The following is a 15,806-nucleotide window of genomic DNA, read 5'->3' on the forward strand; positions in this document are numbered from 1 at the left end:
AGCGCTGCCACTTGTCGCCAGGTATCAACATTCAAGCTGGCCGCCGCAATTGCGTTGGCCAGCTGTGTGTTGCTGGTGCGCTTAGGTTTTTACGCCGGGTTTTCTGCCCGGGGCAGGCTTGGGGAAGTAACCGGATACCCGGCTGAACAATCCCTCGGTCGCCTTGCCGTTTTCGAAGACGGTCATGCTGCACAAGGAAATGTCGCCTCGGCCCGATAGTTCCTTCAGGCAGGCACGAACTTCAGGCAGCGCGAAGCCGGTACCCGAAGCAATCTCGGAATCGCGAAGCTGGCCATGCTTCTTGAGGTAGGTGAGAACTGATTCTGTGTGCATAGTTACATCCTTTTGCCGGTCAGCGGCCAATAAATTCAGTGTAGATCACTGGTGGTTAATTGCTGCATCGGGCATTTACGTATGGTCGACAGGGCGGCGAGTAGCGTGCCGGCCCTTACAAAAGTGATACATGGTTGAGGTTGAAAGGAAAAGGACTTAGAGATCGACCCCTAAGTCCTTGATGATGCTGGTGGGCCTGCACGGACTTGAACCGTGGACCAAAGGATTATGAGTCCTCTGCTCTAACCAACTGAGCTACAGGCCCGGAAAACTTAACTGTTGTTCGTGTCGACGAAACTGCGCAGCTTGTCGGAGCGGGTCGGGTGACGCAGCTTGCGCAGGGCTTTGGCTTCTATCTGACGGATACGTTCGCGGGTGACGTCGAATTGCTTGCCGACTTCTTCCAGCGTGTGATCGGTGTTCATTTCGATGCCGAAGCGCATGCGCAGTACCTTGGCTTCCCTCGTCGTCAGCGTGTCGAGGATTTCCTTGGTGACGCCGCGCAGGCTGGAATACATCGCGGCATCGGCCGGGGCCAGGGTGCCTGAGTCTTCGATGAAGTCGCCGAGGTGCGAGTCGTCGTCGTCGCCGATCGGGGTTTCCATGGAGATTGGCTCCTTGGAAATCTTCATGATCTTGCGAATCTTGTCTTCCGGCATGTCCATCTTCTTGGCTAGCGTCGCCGGATCGGGTTCGGCACCCGTTTCCTGCAGGATCTGGCGGCTGATCCGGTTCATCTTGTTGATCGTTTCGATCATGTGCACGGGGATACGGATGGTCCGTGCCTGGTCGGCGATGGAGCGGGTGATGGCCTGGCGGATCCACCATGTGGCGTAGGTGGAGAACTTGTAGCCGCGGCGGTATTCGAACTTGTCCACCGCCTTCATCAGGCCGATATTGCCTTCCTGGATCAGGTCGAGGAACTGCAGGCCGCGGTTGGTGTATTTCTTGGCGATCGAGATGACCAGACGCAGGTTGGCTTCGGTCATTTCGCGCTTGGCGCGGCGGGCCTTGGCTTCGCCGGTGGACATCTGCTTGTTGATGTCTTTCAGGTCCTTGAGCGGAATGCCGATACGGTCCTGCAGGGCGAGCAGTTTCTTCTGCTCTTCCTTGATGTCCGGCGCGTTGCGGGTCAGGATGGCAACGTAGGTCTTGGGGGCGGCAGCGACTTCGGCATCGGCCCAGTCGAGGTTGATTTCATTGCCCGGGAAGGACTGGATGAAGTGCGGGCGCGGCATCTTGACGCGGTCCACGCAGATTTGCTGGATCTTGCGCTCGCAACCGCGAACCTGCTCGACCATGCCGCGCACGCTATCGCACAGGCGCTCGATCGAACGCGAGGTGAAGCGGATGTTCATCAGTTCGTCGGAAACCTGTTGCAGCAGCTTGATGTACACCTTGTCGTGCGAACCCTTGGTCGGGAGCATCTTCTGCATCTTGGCGTGGATGCCCTTGATGTTCTTGAAGCGCTCCAAGGCATCGGTCTTCAGTTGCAGCAGGGAGGCCGCAGCGGCGCCGCCGCCAGCACCCTCGCCGTCGTCATCGCCGTCTTCTTCTTCGTCTTCTTCGGCTTCCGGCATTTCGGCCGCCGGGGCTTCTTCGACAGCGTTCGGGTCGATCAGGCCGTCGACCAGTTCGTCGATGCGCATTTCATCGGATTCGACCTTGGCGGCCAATTCGAGAATGTCGGAAATCGTCGTCGGGCAGGCGGCAATCGCCTGGATCATGTGCTTCAGGCCTTCCTCGATTCGCTTGGCGATCTCGATTTCGCCTTCGCGGGTGAGGAGTTCGACCGAGCCCATTTCACGCATGTACATGCGGACCGGGTCGGTGGTGCGGCCGAATTCGGAGTCGACAGTGGACAGGGCCTGCTCGGCCTGCGCTTCGACTTCCTCGTCGTCGGCGGCAACCGCAGCAGTGTCGGACATCAGCAGGTCTTCTGCAGCCGGGGCTTCGTCGAAGACCTGGATGCTCATTTCGCTGAAAGTCGAGATGATCGCTTCGATACTTTCGGCATCGACGACGTCATCCGGCAGGTGATCGTTGATTTCGGCGTAAGTCAGGTAGCCGCGTTCCTTGCCCAGCTTGATCAGGGCCTTGAGGCGCATTTTGCGCGCTTCGGCGTCAAGCGGTTCCGGCGTCTCAGCCATCTGGCCCTGGAGCAGCGCCTTTTCGGCGGCTTTATCCTTGGCCTTGCTGGTGCGAGCCTTCGGGGCTTCCTTAGCGGTGTCTTTTGCCTTAGCCATGAACACGATCCATAGAATTCGAGAAAACCGTAGATTTTACCACAACTTAGCTACGATTTGCCTTGGTGGTGAGGAACTGGATGTAGGCCTGTTTCTCGGCGGCGCTCAGTCCGGCCACGCCGAACTGCTGAGCCTTGACCTGAAGTTCGGCGAAGGCGCGCTTCTCGCCGCCCTCCTGAAGTTTTTCCAGCGTGTCGCGGAATTCCATCTCCGCCCCTTCTTCGTCAAACGGCAGGCCGAGAAGTTCCGAGGCGGCATTTTCGATGACGCTTTCTTCAGGCAGTCCGCGCAGCTGTTCGCGCAGACCGGCGTAGCTCGAGGTCTCGCGATTGGCCGTGACCAGCTGATGGAGGCGGGTCAGGGCGGCACGCTCCGGGGTGTCGGGCAGCAGTGCTATCGGCAGCTGGGCGGCCAGTTGCGGTTTGTGCAGCACGATGCGCAACAGGTTTCGGGTCAGCGACGGGGCGGTGCGCTTGGCCTTGGGCGGCGCTGCCGGCGTGTAGGACTTCAGTTCGCACAGGCGCTCGACTTCGGCCTGGGCAAAGCCGCTGGCTTCGGCCAGGCGCTTGACCAGCTGCAGGCGCAGCAGCGGGGTCGGCAGCTTGAGCAGCAGTGGCTTGGCCTCGTAGATCAGCTGGGCCTTGCCTTCCGAGCTGGTCAGGTCGCAGCGCTGGGCCAGTTCACGCAGCAGGAAGTCGGAGAGCGGCATGGCCTGAGTGACTTGCCGGTCGAACTGTTCCTTGCCGAATTCGCGGATGTAGCTGTCGGGGTCATGCTCCTGGGGCAGGAAGATAAAGCCGAGGCGCTTGTTGTCGGCCAGGGCTTCCAGCGAATTTTCCAGGGCCCGCCATGCCGCTTTGCGGCCGGCGTTGTCGCCGTCAAAGCAGAAGACGATGCGGTCGACCTGGCGCAGCAGCTTGGTGACATGGGTGGCCGTGGTCGCCGTGCCGAGCGTCGCGACTGCATTGCCGACGCCGTTCTGGGCCAGCGCAATGACGTCCATGTAGCCTTCGGTGACGATGGCGGTGTCGGTTTCGCGCAGGGCCTGGCGGGCTTGGGGGAGGCCGAACAGCTCGCGGCCCTTCTCGAAGAGCGGGGTTTCCGGCGAATTCAGGTATTTGGGCTCGCCCTGGTCGATGATCCGGCCGCCGAAGGCGATGATCTCGCCCTTCGGATTGATGATCGGGATCATCAGGCGGTCACGGAAGCGATCGTAGCGGCGGCCGGCTTCGTTTTCGATGACCAGTCCGGCGATTTTCAGCTCGTCGGCGTTGTAGTCAGGGAAGACTTCCTGCAGGTTCTGCCAGCCGTCCGGGGCATAGCCGATGCCGTAGCGGGCGGCGATTTCGCCGGTCAGGCCGCGCTTCTTGCAGTACTCGATGGCGTGCGGCGACTTCTTCAGCTGATCCTTGTAGTAGGCCGCGGCGCGGGCCATGATTTCGATCAGCGTCCGCGTCTGACCCGGCTTTTCGTCCTTGAAGCTGCGCCCTTCGCTTTCCGGCACCTGCATGCCGGCGCGGGTGGCCAGATCCTTGACGGCATCGACAAAGCCGAGGCCCTGGTATTCCATGACGAAACTGATCGCCGTACCGTGGGCGCCGCAGCCGAAGCAGTGGTAGAACTGCTTGGTCGGGCTGACCGTGAAGGACGGCGATTTCTCGTTGTGGAACGGGCAGCAGGCAGCGTAGTTGGCGCCGGCTTTCTTCAGCGGTACGTAGCCATCTACCAGGTCGACAATGTCGACCCGGGCCAGCAAGTCCTGAATAAACGAATCAGGAATCACCGCTTTTTAACCGGCAAGCGCCGCCTTGACCAGTTTCGAGACTTCCGCCATGTCGGCCTTGCCGGCCAGACGGGGCTTCAGGACGCCCATCAGCTTGCCCATGTCGGCCGGGCCTTTGGCGCCGGTTTCGGCCACGGCGGCGGCGACGACGGCAGCGGTTTCTTCGCTGCTCATCTTTTCCGGCAGGTAGGCGGCAAGGACGGCGATTTCGAATTTCTCGGCATCGGCCAGTTCCTGGCGGCCAGCAGCTTCGTACTGGGTGACGCTGTCCTTGCGCTGCTTGGTCAGCTTTTCGATGACGGCAACGACGACGGTGTCGTCGAGTTCGACGCGTTCATCGACTTCCTTTTGCTTGACGGCGGCGAGCAGCAGGCGAATGGCGCTCAGCTTGGCCGATTCCTTGGCCTTCATGGCCGTTTTCATGTCTTCGGTGATGCGTGCTTTAAGGCTCATGGTCAATCTTTTTGGAAATTCAAAGAAAAAAGCCGCCGGCTGTTGAAGGCTGGCGGCTCTTTTGTGCAGCGAAACGGACTGGATTAGTACAGTTTCGGCGGCAGGGTCAGGCTACGGAGGCGCTTGTGCTGACGTTTGACAGCAGCGGCAGCCTTACGCTTACGCTCGGTCGTGGGCTTTTCGTAAAACTCACGGGCGCGCAGCTCGGTCAGGAGACCAGTCTTTTCAACCGTGCGCTTGAAGCGGCGGATAGCAACTTCGAACGGCTCATTTTCCTTGACGCGAATGTTCGGCATGTAAATCACCCCCTTCCGTTAGGCGCCTGTCAGGTCAAGTAAACGACAGTGCGCGCAAAATTTGTGTCTGCATGTTTGCAGAGAGCCGATAAGTATATGCTAAAAAACCTTGCTGCTCCAAGTGTTAAAATGTGTGCCATGCTGATCCTCGGTGTCGAATCCTCCTGTGACGAAACCGGCATTGCGCTCTACGACAGCGAAGCCGGCCTGTTATCCCATGCCCTGTATTCCCAGGTGGCAATGCATGCCGAGTACGGCGGCGTCGTGCCGGAGCTGGCATCGCGCGACCATATCCGCCGGGTCGTGCCATTGTTGCGCGAGGCGCTCGGGCAGGCCGGAAAAATGCTGGATGAGGTCGATGCCGTCGCTTACACACGCGGTCCCGGTCTGGCTGGCGCCTTGCTGGTTGGCTGCGCCTTTGCCGAAGCGCTGGCGCTGGCCATCGACAAACCGACCATTCCGGTGCATCACCTTGAAGGCCACTTGCTGTCGCCGCTGCTGTCGAGCGATCCGCCGACCTTCCCATTTGTTGCGCTGCTGGTCTCCGGCGGACATACCCAATTGATGAAGGTGACCGGCGTTGGCGAGTACGAACTGCTCGGCGAAACGCTGGACGATGCAGCGGGTGAAGCTTTCGACAAGAGTGCCAAGCTGCTCGGCCTGCCTTATCCCGGTGGTGCCTTACTGTCGAAGCTGGCCGAACAGGGAACGCCCGGGGTTCATGAATTGCCGCGACCGATGCTGCATTCCGGTGATCTGAGTTTCAGCTTTTCCGGCTTGAAGACAGCGGTCCTGACGTTGGTTCGCGAGCACGCCGATGCAATGAGCGACGAGTTCAAGGCCAATGCGGCGCGGGCCTTTCAGGAGGCCATTGTCGAGGTGTTGGTCAAGAAGTCGCTGAAGGCGATGAAGCAGACCGGACTGAAACAGCTGGTGGTGGCCGGTGGGGTCGGCGCCAACAAGCAGTTGCGCACCACCTTGAACGACGAGGCCAAACGCAAGCGTTTCCGTGTCTATTACCCCGAACTGGAATTCTGTACCGATAACGGCGCGATGATTGCGCTGGCCGGTTGCTTGCGTTTGCAGTCCGGCTCGCCGTCCAAGGCGGCAGGGAGTTTTGCCGTGCAGCCACGCTGGCCATTGATGGAAATGTCGGTCAGCCCAACGAAGTAGCAGGTTGCGCCGTTGCGTTGATGGCGCGGCGCCGCTTTTTTCGGCGTTTTGGGCCGTTCTTGCAAGGCGGGCTGGTCTTGCAGCATTTCTTGCCCACGGTGCACAGCCCTTAGTTGCGTCGTGCTACCCAGTAGCTTGTCCCTTGGTGGCCATAGCGCTCGGCGTGCGCGACCTCGCGGTCCAGCGCGAAGTCGTCGCCAGCCTTGAGGTGTTGTGTTCGATCGCCAATGGTCAGCCACATCTCGCCAGCCACCACCCGCGCTTTCAGGGCAAACGGGTGGGTGTGCGTGTCGAGCGTGGCGTCGGCCGGCCAAGTGCGTTCAAGCACCTCGTCGAATCCTTCGGCGAGAGCTTGGGCTTCGAATTCCTTGAAGGTGCTTGTCGGCATGGTTTGACCTCAGAGAGCGGCCAGGGCGGCGGCGTAATCGGGTTCGTTCTTGATTTCGCTGACCAGTTCGCTGTGAATCACCTTGTCGTTTTCATCAAGGACGACCACGGCGCGGGCGGTCAGTCCGGCCAGCGGGCCGCTGGTGATGGCGACGCCGTAGGCTTCGAGGAATTCGCGGCCACGCAGCGTGGACAGGGTGACGACGTTATCGAGGCCTTCAGCGCCGCAGAAGCGGGCCTGGGCGAACGGCAGGTCGGCTGAGATGCACAGCACGGCGGTGTTCGGCAGGCCGTTGGCCTTGGCGTTGAACTGGCGGACGGATGTGGCGCAGGTCGGTGTGTCGATGCTCGGGAAGATGTTCAGGATCTTGCGCTTGCCGGCAAAGCTGGCCAGCGTGGTATCGGACAGATCCTTGGCGACCAGCGAGAAGGCCGGCGCGCTGTCGCCCTTGTTCGGGAATTTGCCGGCGATGGTGATGGCGTTGCCGCCGAGGGTGACGCTTTGGGTCATTGCATGTCCTTGTGATTGTGATTGAAAGCGGAGTCCCCTTTGGATGGGGGCGCTCCGCTTTGGTTCATTGATTAGACAGGATTAGATCGTGATGCCGAGGGGCTTGGCCACGACTTCCCCGCCGTCAATATCGGCCCGGCGGTGAAGCTGTCAAAAATTGTCCGGCAGGTTGGCTAGAATGTCGATGCTCGGCTCCCATGCCGCACGCTCTTCAAACCAGCGATCGATAAAACGGGAAATCATGTTGGCCTCCTGACATTTGCCAGATCGTGCTGACCTGATGGACTCAGTCTAGGCAGGGATGTTCTATTGCCCCAATCGATTGATCGAATATATGGGATTGGTAATTGCTATCGGGTAGGCGAAAAAAAACGCCGGCGAACCGGCGTTGTCGTTTTGATCAGTCAGGCAGCGGCTTCAGGCTTTTTTCTTGCTGCCGATCTTGGATTCCTGGCCGGCCATCAGGCGCTGGATGTTCTGCCAATGCTTGCCGATCAGGGCCATGCCAAGGATGCCGACGACCACGGTCTGGCCGTTGCCGCCATGCATCAGTACGGAAATGACCGGGGCCATGGCCGCCGCGACGACGGCGGCCAGCGATGAGTAACGGAAAGCGTAGGCCATGAACAGCCAGGTGCCGGCGACGGCCAGGCCGAGCATGGGATCGAGCGCGATCAGCACGCCGGCGGCGGTGGCGACTCCTTTGCCGCCCTTGAACTTGAGGAAAATCGGGTAAAGGTGGCCGAGGAAGACGGCCAGCGCGACGAGGCCGATCACATTGTCGGAGAAACCCATGCGCTGAGCGATGAAGACGGCCGCCCAGCCTTTGAGCGCATCGCCGATCAGGGTGACCAGGGCGGCTTTCTTGTTGCCGCTGCGCAGCACATTGGTGGCACCGGGGTTGCCTGAGCCGTAGGTGCGCGGGTCGGCCAGGCCGAACAGTTTTGAGGAAATCATGGCGAAGGGAACGGAGCCGAGCAGGTAGGCGGCAACGAGGGCGATGGCTATTTGCATGGGGCGCTTAGGTGACTTTGGTCGCTGAGGTACAATCGCGCCAAATTTTACACCGCTGCTGCGGTCGACCGCCCTATGGACATCATTTTCCTCGAAGAACTTCGCGCCGAAACCTGGATAGGCATCTATCCGCGCGAGAAAGCCATGCCGCAGACGGTCGAAATCTCCCTGCAGATCGGTGTATCCACCGCCTCGGCCGGGGCCAGCGACGACATTCGCGATACGGTGGATTACGCGGTGGTGGTAGATCGTTTGCGTGCTGACCTCGCCGCGGTGCACTTCAACCTGATCGAGGCGCTGGCCGAGCATGTCGCGACCTACGTGCTGGAAACCTTCGCTGTCCATTGGGTGCTCGTATCTGTCGCCAAGCTGGGCATGATGCCAGGCGTCAAGCGTGTCGGCGTGATCATCGAGCGCTCGGTCTGAAGCGCTTCACCCCGTCGCTGAGCGGGGTTAGAAGAAATTCGATTTTTTCGCTTTGCCGGTTGGCAGCGAAAGTGCCTCAGGCTCGGTAGTTTCAAGCCTTGAGCGCCGCCTCGACGACTTTGGGGTGCAGGACGCGCAGGATGTCGTGCGGATGGATGCCGACCAGAAAGCCGCGCCGGCCGCCGTTGATGTAGATCAGCGGCAGGTCGAGGATGGTCTTTTCAACATGCACCGGCATCGCCTTCTTTGTCCCGAACGGGCTGGTGCCGCCGACCAGGAAGCCGGTGTGGCGATTGGCGACTTCCGGCTTGCACGGCTCGACCTTCTTGCAATTGATCTGCCGGGCCAGTTCCTTGGTCGATACCTTGCAGTCGCCGTGCATCAGCACGATCAGCGGCTTGGCGTTTTCATCTTCGAAAACCAGCGTTTTGACGACCGCATGTTCATCCACATTCAGCTCGCGGGCGGAAACCTTGGTCCCGCCGTGCTCTTCGTAAGCGTACAGGTGCGTGGAGAAGGGCACCTTGTTCGCCTTGAGGAACTTGGTGGCCTGGGTTTCGGGGGCGTGTTCGGCTTTGCTCATGGGAGTGGCGATCAGTTCATGGTCCGGGTTTTATTCTACCCCGCCTGGCTTGAGGGCGATTTGGGCTGGAAATAGAAGCAGCTTTGACCGGAGGCCGCCATCACATCGAGCACCGGCTGGCGCCGGCTCTTGAAATCAAGCGCCCGGCAGCCATAGCGGAACGGCAGTTCATGGGTGATGAAGTAATGGGCGCACTGGTTGCACCGTGGCAATGGCGTGTCGGGCGGGTTGATGCCACTGGTCATTCGTCGATACGGCTGCGCAGCAGTTTGACCTGGCCGCGCTTGACCTTGCTGTCGACGCGCTTCCGTTGCGAACTGCGGCTCGGCTTGGTCGCCCGCCGCACGGTCGGCACGAAGGCAGCCGCCGCAATCAGTTCGCGCAGGCGGACCAGACCATCCTCCCGGTTGCGTTCGAGGCTGCGATGCTTCTGCGCCTTGATGACGACGATGCCGTCGCTGCTGATCCGCTGGTCACGCATGGCCAGCAGCTTCGCCTTGATTTCCTCGGGCAGGCTGGAGGCGGCAATATCGAAGCGCAGATGCACCGCATTCGACACCTTGTTGACGTTCTGGCCGCCCGCCCCTTGGGCACGGATGGCGATGAATTCGACTTCGCTTTCGTTGAGGGCAATCGGTGGCATGCGTATTCTTTCAGCCGCGAGGATGATGCACGGCGTGCAGGGTCTTCAGGCGTTCCCGGGCGACGTGGGTGTAAATCTGGGTGGTCGAGATGTCGGCGTGACCGAGCAGGAGCTGAACAACGCGCAGATCGGCGCCGTGGTTGAGCAAGTGGGTCGCGAAGGCATGGCGTAGGACGTGTGGGGAAAGCTTGTCCGGGGCGATGCCGGCGATCAGCGCGTAGCGCTTGATCAGTTGCCAGAAGGCCTGGCGAGTCATGCCGCCGCCACGGGCGGTGATGAACAGGTCGTCGCTGTGCTGGCCGTTCAGGATGTCCGGCCGGGCTTCATTCAGGTAACGCTTGATCCACTCGATGGCCAGCTGGCCGAGCGGCACCAGACGCTCCTTGCTGCCCTTGCCGAGGGCGCGCAGGACGCCGTCGGCCAGACTGACTTCGTGCAACCTGAGATTGACCAGTTCCGAGACGCGCAGGCCGGTGGCGTAGATGGTTTCCAGCATGGCGCGGTCGCGCAGGCCGAGCGGGGTGTCGAGGTCGGGGGCGTCGAGCAGGGCTTCGACCTGCTTCTCCGACATCACCTTGGGCAGGCGCGACGGGCGGCTCGGGTTGGCCAGCTTGAGCGTCGGGTCGGCGACGATGCGACCACGGCCAAGTTGCCAGCGGTAGAAACGGCGCAGCGTCGACAGGTAGCGCGCTTGCGAGGTAGCGCGGGTTTGCTTGGCCAGATGGGCGATAAAGGCGGTCAGCGTCGTTTCGTGCAGGTCGAGCAGCGGTTCGGACGCGTTGTTGGCCAGCCACAGGGCCAGCCGGCTGAGATCGGAGCGATAGCTGTCCAGCGTCGCCTTGGCCAGACCGTCTTCCAGCCACAGGGCATCGCAGAAATTGTCGATCTCGGAAAGGTCAGCCTGGGAGGCTATTTTCATGCGTCAGCAACCAGCGTTTGACGTCGAGCAGGAAACCGCCCCGTTCGCGGGAGAAACCGCCCAGTCCGCCGCCAGTGGCGACGACGCGGTGGCAGGGGACGACGACCGGGTAAGGGTTCGATCCGCAAGCCTGGCCGACGGCCCGTGGGGCATTCTTCAGGTTCTTCGCAACTTCGCCATAGGTGTGCGTCTGGCCGGTCGGGATGGCGGAAATCTGTTCCCAGACACGGCGCTGGAAGGTCGTGCCCGCTGGTCTGAGGGGCAGGCCAAAGGCAAAATGCGGGTCGGCGATGTAGGCCTTGAGCTGACGCACTGCTTCGGCGGCCAGCGGAGAACTGGCGGCGATTTCCGGGCGTGGTTCGAGAAAGTCGATGCCGGTGATTTCATCATCGTCACACTGCACCCCCAGGCAGAAACCGGGGGCGGCCACGATGGCCTGATAGGTCTGGTTCGGTCGAGTTTGCATTGGGGAGCCTCCGAGGATGCCTAGAAAGCCGAAATCCCGGTTTGGGCCCGGCCAAGGATCAGGGCGTGCACGTCGTGCGTCCCTTCGTAGGTATTGACCACTTCCAGGTTCACTAAGTGCCGGATAACGCCGAAATCGTCGGAGATGCCGTTGCCGCCAAGCATGTCGCGCGCGGTGCGGGCGATGTCGAGGGCCTTGCCGCAACTGTTGCGCTTCATCATCGAGACGATTTCCGGTGTTGCACTGCCGTCGTCCATCATGCGGCCGAGGCGTAGCGCGCCCTGGATGCCGAGCGTGATTTCGGTCTGCATGTCGGCCAGTTTTTTCTGGATCAGCTGGTTGGCAGCCAGCGGCTTGTCGAATTGTTTGCGATCCAGCGTGTATTGGCGGGCCGTATGCCAGCAGGCCTCGGCGGCACCCAGCGCGCCCCAGGCGATGCCGTAGCGGGCGGAATTCAGGCAGGTGAATGGCCCCTTCAGCCCGCTGACGCCGGGCAGCAGGTTCTCGTTTGGTACGAAGACCTCGTCCATGACGATTTCGCCGGTGATCGCCGCGCGCATGCCAACCTTGCCGTGGATGACCGGTGCCGACAACCCGGGCATGCCCTTGTCGAGAATGAAGCCGCGAATCACGCCATCGTCGTCCTTGGCCCAGACGACAAAAACGTCAGCGATCGGCGCACTGGAAATCCAGTTCTTGCTGCCGGACAGCTTCCAGCCGCCGGGCACGGTGCGGGCGCGGGTGGCCAGGCTGCCGGGGTCGGAACCGGAATTCGGCTCGGTCAGGCCGAAGCAGCCGATCCATTCGCCCTTGCCCAGTTTCGGCAGGTACTTCTGCTTCTGCTCTTCGCTGCCAAAAGCATAAATCGGCAGCATGACCAGCGAGGATTGCACGCTGAGCAGCGTCCGGTAGGCCGAATCGACGCGCTCGATCTCGCGGGCGATCAGGCCGTAGGAAACGTAGTTGAGGCCGGCGCCGCCGTATTGTGGTGGCAGGGTCGGGCCGAGCAGGCCCATGTCGCCCATTTCGCGGAAGATGGCCGGATCGGTCGTCTCGTTGCGGAAAGCGTCGCGGATGCGCGGGGCCAGTGCCTTTTGCGCAAAGCTTCGTGCGGCATTGCGGACCTGACGCTCATCGGCGGCGAGTTGCGAATCAAGCAGCAGCGGGTCTTCCCAGTTGAAACTGGCTTTGGCCATGTGGTTTCTCCGAAAAGCGCATCCCCGCCGGAGCGGGGATGCTTGTGTTGAGTCGACGGAAGCGGCTTAGCCTCGGACGTGGCCGTCGCCGAGTACCACCCACTTCTGGCTGGTCAGCCCTTCCAGACCGACCGGGCCGCGAGCGTGGATCTTGTCGGTCGAGATGCCGATTTCGGCGCCCAGGCCGTACTCGAAGCCATCGGCGAAGCGCGTCGAGGCGTTGATCATGACCGAGGCCGAATCCACTTCGCGCAGGAAACGCATGGCCTTCGGATGGTTGTCGGTAATGATGGCCTCGCTGTGGTGCGACGAGTACTGGTTGATGTGCTCGATCGCTTCATCGATGCCGGAGACGACCTTGACCGAGATGATCGGCGCCAGGTATTCGGTGTAGTAGTCCTCTTCCGTGGCGGCGATGGCGTTCGGCACGATGGCTTGCGTTTCGGCGCAGCCGCGGATCTCGACGCCCTTGGCGGTCAGCATGGCGGCGATCGGCGGCAGCAGCATGGCGGCGACCGAGCGGTCGACGAGCAGCGATTCGGCCGTGTTGCAGGTGCCGTAGCGTTGGGTCTTGGCATTCTCGACGATCTTCAGCGCCTTGGCCGGGTCGGCTTCTGCTTCCAGATAGACGTGGCAGTTGCCGTCCAGGTGCTGGATCATCGGCACGCGCGACTCGGCCAGCAGGCGGGCGATCAGGCCCTTGCCGCCGCGCGGCACGATGACATCGACGAATTCGCGCATGGTGATCAGCTCGCCGACGGCGGCGCGGTCGGTGGTGTCGATGACCTGTACCGATTCGGCCGGCAGGCCGGCCGCCTTCAGGCCTTCATGGACCAGTGCGGCGATGGCGCGGTTGGAGCGGATGGCTTCCGAGCCACCGCGCAGGATGGCGGCGTTGCCGGATTTCAGGCACAGTGCCGCGGCATCGGCGGTGACGTTCGGGCGAGCCTCGTAAATGATGCCGATGACGCCGAGCGGCACGCGCATCTTGCCGACCTGGATGCCGGATGGGCGGTACTTGATGTCGGTCATCTCGCCGATCGGGTCGGCCAGCGTGGCCACCTGCTCTACGCCCTCGGCCATGCTTTCAACGCCCTTGGCCGATAGCGTCAGGCGGTCGAGCATGGCAGTTTCGAGGCCGGCAGCACGGGCGGCGGTCAGGTCTTCCTGGTTGGCGGCGACCAGGGCGGCACTTTCGCGGCGGATGGCGGCGGCGATGGCGAGCAAGGCAGCATTCTTTTCGGCCGTCGTGGCGCCGGCCAGGCGGCGTGAAGCAGCACGGGCCTGGCGGCCGACGGTGTGCATGTAGTGCTTGATGTCCATGATGTTCTTTGTGCTGGGCAAAGAAACATTATAGCCAGACAAATTACGGGGAACTTCCTGAACAGGGTAAACTCTTATCCGCAACGACAACAGGGCTTTCCATCGAGGATCAGATGGCCGAAAAATTGATACTGCCGACCGAGGTCAAGGTCTGCGCCACATGCAGCTACTGGGATGGCGAACGCCACGTAGATGCCGAAATGAAACTGGTAGTGGTTTCCGAAGACTGCGAGGGCGAATGCCTGGTGCAGGAAGCGGCCAAGCCCGGGCTTCACGATGTCCGCAAGGAGTGTTCCTGCATTTGGGAAGACCTTGAACCGGACGTGCCCGCCGACGATTCGGCAGAAGCCGCCTGATTATTTTGCGGCGGTGAGGCGCAGGCCGAGCCGCAGGAACTCTTCCCAAATATTTCCCTGGCCGATCCCCTTGGCCAGTCGGTCGATCTTGCCAGCGTGCTGCAGGGCTGCTTCCAGTGCGGAAGTCGACAGCCGTTGCAGCGCCTTCTTGACCGGGGTAGCGCGTGGCCCCCAAACCTTGGCATCCTTGAGCAGCATATCCATCGGCTTGCCGGCATCCATACCGGCGCGGATGATGGTCAGTGCCCGAATTTCCTCGCTCATCGCCCACAGGACCAGCGGTGGCGCTTCACCTTCCTGCATCAGGCCATCCAGCGTCCGGGTCAGGCGCCCGATGTCGCCCGCCAGCAGCGCCTCGCGCAGACCATCAATATCGTAACGGGCAACATTGAGCACGGCCTCGCGAATCTGCGCCATGCTCAGTTGGCCGGTCGGGTAAAGCAGGCCGAGCTTCTGGATTTCCTGATGGGCGGCGAGCAGATTGCCTTCGACGCGTTCGGCGATGAACTTCAGGCTTTCCAGGTCGGCGCTCTGTTGCTGACGGCGCAGGCGACCGGCAATCCAGCCCGGCAGTTCGGCCAGCGGCGGGGCCATCAGCTTGATCGCCACGCCGGCATTGACCAGTGCAGTGAACCAGACGGCCTTTTCCTCACGCCAGTCGAGTTCAGGCAGCGTAATCAGCAGCATGTTGTCCATCGACAGGTGCTGGCACCACTGCTGCAATGCTGCGCTGCCTTCCTTGCCCGGCTTGCCGGTGGGAATGCGCAGGTCGATCAGTTTTTTATCGCCGAACAGCGACATGTTGCCGCCAGCGGAGAGCAGGGTTCCCCAGTCGAACTGCGGCAGCACGGTCAGCACCTCGCGTTCGCTGTAGCCCTGCTGCCGCGATTTGGCGCGGATCGCGTCGGCCGCTTCAATGACCAGTAACGGATCATCGCCATACAGCACATAGAGCGGACGCAACTCGCGTTCGAGGTGCGCGGCGAGCTGTTCGCCCTTGAGCAGCATTACAGGTGGTCTGTCCCGCAGATTGCGGAACAGAATGAAAGCGAAGGATTTGTTCCGCCGGCTAGGCGCGAACCGCAGCAATAGCCGAAGCTATTGCGAGGATGAGCAACAACGCCAACGGGACAAAGACGAGTTTTCATGTTTCGTTATCTGTGGGGCAGACCACTATTCTTCTTCGAGGTCGGGGTTTTTCGGCTTGATGACGCTCAGCCGCCGCATGATCTGATTGACCAGATCATTGTTCATGTCGCGCCAGAGCAGGCCTTCTTCCAGATCCTTGGCCAGGATGTTGGAGTCGTCGAAGGTGATGTCGCGGGTCAGGTTGATTTCGTTGGTCGGGACCAGGATCTGCCCCTTCTGGTTGACGACACGGAAGCGGTAGTCCAGTTGCAGACGGTATTCGCGGACCCGGCCCAGGGCATTGACGCTGAGAATGGTCTTTTGGCGCGTGTCGGACACTTGCTGGAAGATTCCCTCGGCTGACTTCGCATCATCGACGATCTCGGTACTGCCGCTGGCCTTGATGTAGCGCTGCAGCCAGATATTGACGTCAGCCGTGTCCGGCAGCGAGATGTACATCGTCTTGTAGGGCAGGTTGCCGCTGCCCACGCCGCGCAGATGGAAGCCGCAGCCGGCAAGGGCAACGGCAAGGATCAGGGCGAGCAGTGGGCGCAACAGCGGCATGGCGGC

20 protein-coding genes and 1 tRNA gene are annotated in these 15,806 nt (G+C 61.4%); 3 read left to right on the forward strand and 18 right to left on the reverse strand.

All coding sequences use genetic code 11. From position 1 onward, the window contains the following. Positions 1-81: 81 nt before the first annotated feature. The 6 genes from DARO_RS02720 to rpsU form a co-directional block, all read right to left on the reverse strand. A complete protein-coding gene (locus tag DARO_RS02720; RefSeq protein ID WP_011286291.1) occupies positions 82-333 on the reverse strand; it encodes a hypothetical protein in 252 nt (83 codons plus the stop codon). A 188-nt stretch (positions 334-521) separates the two neighbouring features. Then, positions 522-598, reverse strand: a tRNA-Ile gene (locus DARO_RS02725). A gap of 7 nt (positions 599-605) precedes the next feature. Beyond that, positions 606-2,579, reverse strand: a complete 1,974-nt coding sequence (rpoD, locus tag DARO_RS02730) for an RNA polymerase sigma factor RpoD (RefSeq protein WP_011286292.1) — start codon at positions 2,577-2,579, stop codon at positions 606-608. A 46-nt stretch (positions 2,580-2,625) separates the two neighbouring features. Then, positions 2,626-4,362, reverse strand: a complete 1,737-nt coding sequence (gene dnaG / locus DARO_RS02735; protein WP_011286293.1) for a DNA primase — start codon at positions 4,360-4,362, stop codon at positions 2,626-2,628. A gap of 6 nt (positions 4,363-4,368) precedes the next feature. After that, positions 4,369-4,815, reverse strand: coding sequence for a GatB/YqeY domain-containing protein (locus DARO_RS02740; protein ID WP_011286294.1), 447 nt, complete (start codon positions 4,813-4,815; stop codon positions 4,369-4,371). A gap of 83 nt (positions 4,816-4,898) precedes the next feature. Further along, positions 4,899-5,111 carry a 30S ribosomal protein S21 gene (rpsU, locus tag DARO_RS02745; RefSeq protein WP_011286295.1) on the reverse strand — a complete coding sequence of 71 codons (213 nt, stop codon included), beginning with the start codon at positions 5,109-5,111 and terminating at the stop codon, positions 4,899-4,901. Between the two features lie 138 nt (positions 5,112-5,249). Between rpsU and tsaD the strand changes: the two genes are divergently transcribed. Next, entirely contained in the window at positions 5,250-6,284 is a 1,035-nt protein-coding gene (tsaD, locus tag DARO_RS02750) for a tRNA (adenosine(37)-N6)-threonylcarbamoyltransferase complex transferase subunit TsaD (RefSeq protein WP_041224676.1), read from the forward strand. Between the two features lie 109 nt (positions 6,285-6,393). On the opposite strand, the gene DARO_RS02755 is transcribed toward tsaD, so the two are convergent. From DARO_RS02755 to plsY, 3 genes are all read right to left on the reverse strand, one after another. Continuing rightward, complete coding sequence (locus DARO_RS02755) at positions 6,394-6,672, reverse strand: AraC family transcriptional regulator (RefSeq protein ID WP_011286297.1); 279 nt, start codon at positions 6,670-6,672, stop codon at positions 6,394-6,396. 9 nt (positions 6,673-6,681) lie between these two features. Beyond that, positions 6,682-7,182: a thiol peroxidase gene (gene tpx / locus DARO_RS02760; RefSeq protein ID WP_011286298.1), complete on the reverse strand. Its 501-nt coding sequence runs from the start codon at positions 7,180-7,182 to the stop codon at positions 6,682-6,684. A 417-nt stretch (positions 7,183-7,599) separates the two neighbouring features. After that, positions 7,600-8,196, reverse strand: coding sequence for a glycerol-3-phosphate 1-O-acyltransferase PlsY (gene plsY, locus DARO_RS02765; protein WP_011286299.1), 597 nt, complete (start codon positions 8,194-8,196; stop codon positions 7,600-7,602). A gap of 75 nt (positions 8,197-8,271) precedes the next feature. On the opposite strand from plsY, the gene DARO_RS02770 reads away from it, so the two are divergent. Then, on the forward strand, positions 8,272-8,622 hold the full coding sequence (locus DARO_RS02770) for a dihydroneopterin aldolase (RefSeq protein ID WP_011286300.1): 351 nt from the start codon (positions 8,272-8,274) through the stop codon (positions 8,620-8,622). A gap of 91 nt (positions 8,623-8,713) precedes the next feature. Here the strand turns inward: DARO_RS02770 and ybaK are convergent, their stop codons facing one another. The 7 genes from ybaK to DARO_RS02805 all read right to left on the reverse strand — a co-directional run bounded on the left by ybaK (position 8,714) and on the right by DARO_RS02805 (position 13,752). Continuing rightward, complete coding sequence (ybaK, locus tag DARO_RS02775; RefSeq protein ID WP_011286301.1) at positions 8,714-9,205, reverse strand: Cys-tRNA(Pro) deacylase; 492 nt, start codon at positions 9,203-9,205, stop codon at positions 8,714-8,716. 35 nt (positions 9,206-9,240) lie between these two features. Then, positions 9,241-9,450: a hypothetical protein gene (locus DARO_RS02780; RefSeq protein ID WP_041224176.1), complete on the reverse strand. Its 210-nt coding sequence runs from the start codon at positions 9,448-9,450 to the stop codon at positions 9,241-9,243. After that, positions 9,447-9,848 carry an alternative ribosome rescue aminoacyl-tRNA hydrolase ArfB gene (gene arfB, locus DARO_RS02785; RefSeq protein WP_011286302.1) on the reverse strand — a complete coding sequence of 134 codons (402 nt, stop codon included), beginning with the start codon at positions 9,846-9,848 and terminating at the stop codon, positions 9,447-9,449. Before arfB ends, DARO_RS02780 begins: the two co-directional genes overlap by 4 nt. 10 nt (positions 9,849-9,858) lie before the next feature. Next, positions 9,859-10,767, reverse strand: a complete 909-nt coding sequence (gene xerD / locus DARO_RS02790) for a site-specific tyrosine recombinase XerD (protein WP_011286303.1) — start codon at positions 10,765-10,767, stop codon at positions 9,859-9,861. Then, positions 10,745-11,233 (reverse strand): methylated-DNA--[protein]-cysteine S-methyltransferase, encoded by a 489-nt coding sequence (locus tag DARO_RS02795; RefSeq protein WP_011286304.1) that lies wholly within the window; start codon positions 11,231-11,233, stop codon positions 10,745-10,747. Before DARO_RS02795 ends, xerD begins: the two co-directional genes overlap by 23 nt. 20 nt (positions 11,234-11,253) lie before the next feature. Beyond that, positions 11,254-12,429: an acyl-CoA dehydrogenase gene (locus DARO_RS02800; RefSeq protein ID WP_011286305.1), complete on the reverse strand. Its 1,176-nt coding sequence runs from the start codon at positions 12,427-12,429 to the stop codon at positions 11,254-11,256. Between the two features lie 66 nt (positions 12,430-12,495). Then, entirely contained in the window at positions 12,496-13,752 is a 1,257-nt protein-coding gene (locus DARO_RS02805; RefSeq protein WP_011286306.1) for a glutamate-5-semialdehyde dehydrogenase, read from the reverse strand. Between the two features lie 113 nt (positions 13,753-13,865). Between DARO_RS02805 and DARO_RS02810 the strand changes: the two genes are divergently transcribed. Next, a complete protein-coding gene (locus DARO_RS02810) occupies positions 13,866-14,108 on the forward strand; it encodes a hypothetical protein (RefSeq protein WP_011286307.1) in 243 nt (80 codons plus the stop codon). On the opposite strand, the gene holA is transcribed toward DARO_RS02810, so the two are convergent. Then, positions 14,109-15,116 carry a DNA polymerase III subunit delta gene (gene holA / locus DARO_RS02815; protein WP_011286308.1) on the reverse strand — a complete coding sequence of 336 codons (1,008 nt, stop codon included), beginning with the start codon at positions 15,114-15,116 and terminating at the stop codon, positions 14,109-14,111. Positions 15,117-15,281: 165 nt separating this feature from the next. Continuing rightward, complete coding sequence (locus DARO_RS02820; protein WP_011286309.1) at positions 15,282-15,800, reverse strand: LPS assembly lipoprotein LptE; 519 nt, start codon at positions 15,798-15,800, stop codon at positions 15,282-15,284. Between the last annotated feature and the right edge of the window lie 6 nt (positions 15,801-15,806).

The organism is Dechloromonas aromatica RCB (assembly GCF_000012425.1).

Coding starts and splice junctions, on each gene's coding strand:
- tsaD (WP_041224676.1), top strand. CDS start 5,250: ATGCTGATCCTCGGTGTCGAATCCTCCTGTGACGAAACCGGCATTGCG.
- ybaK (WP_011286301.1), bottom strand. CDS start 9,205: ATGAGCAAAGCCGAACACGCCCCCGAAACCCAGGCCACCAAGTTCCTC.
- DARO_RS02770 (WP_011286300.1), top strand. CDS start 8,272: ATGGACATCATTTTCCTCGAAGAACTTCGCGCCGAAACCTGGATAGGC.
- DARO_RS02805 (WP_011286306.1), bottom strand. CDS start 13,752: ATGGACATCAAGCACTACATGCACACCGTCGGCCGCCAGGCCCGTGCT.
- plsY (WP_011286299.1), bottom strand. CDS start 8,196: ATGCAAATAGCCATCGCCCTCGTTGCCGCCTACCTGCTCGGCTCCGTT.
- arfB (WP_011286302.1), bottom strand. CDS start 9,848: ATGCCACCGATTGCCCTCAACGAAAGCGAAGTCGAATTCATCGCCATC.
- rpsU (WP_011286295.1), bottom strand. CDS start 5,111: ATGCCGAACATTCGCGTCAAGGAAAATGAGCCGTTCGAAGTTGCTATC.
- DARO_RS02795 (WP_011286304.1), bottom strand. CDS start 11,233: ATGCAAACTCGACCGAACCAGACCTATCAGGCCATCGTGGCCGCCCCC.
- DARO_RS02800 (WP_011286305.1), bottom strand. CDS start 12,429: ATGGCCAAAGCCAGTTTCAACTGGGAAGACCCGCTGCTGCTTGATTCG.
- DARO_RS02780 (WP_041224176.1), bottom strand. CDS start 9,450: ATGACCAGTGGCATCAACCCGCCCGACACGCCATTGCCACGGTGCAAC.
- DARO_RS02740 (WP_011286294.1), bottom strand. CDS start 4,815: ATGAGCCTTAAAGCACGCATCACCGAAGACATGAAAACGGCCATGAAG.
- xerD (WP_011286303.1), bottom strand. CDS start 10,767: ATGAAAATAGCCTCCCAGGCTGACCTTTCCGAGATCGACAATTTCTGC.
- rpoD (WP_011286292.1), bottom strand. CDS start 2,579: ATGGCTAAGGCAAAAGACACCGCTAAGGAAGCCCCGAAGGCTCGCACC.
- DARO_RS02720 (WP_011286291.1), bottom strand. CDS start 333: ATGCACACAGAATCAGTTCTCACCTACCTCAAGAAGCATGGCCAGCTT.
- holA (WP_011286308.1), bottom strand. CDS start 15,116: ATGCTGCTCAAGGGCGAACAGCTCGCCGCGCACCTCGAACGCGAGTTG.
- DARO_RS02755 (WP_011286297.1), bottom strand. CDS start 6,672: ATGCCGACAAGCACCTTCAAGGAATTCGAAGCCCAAGCTCTCGCCGAA.
- DARO_RS02820 (WP_011286309.1), bottom strand. CDS start 15,800: ATGCCGCTGTTGCGCCCACTGCTCGCCCTGATCCTTGCCGTTGCCCTT.
- DARO_RS02810 (WP_011286307.1), top strand. CDS start 13,866: ATGGCCGAAAAATTGATACTGCCGACCGAGGTCAAGGTCTGCGCCACA.
- tpx (WP_011286298.1), bottom strand. CDS start 7,182: ATGACCCAAAGCGTCACCCTCGGCGGCAACGCCATCACCATCGCCGGC.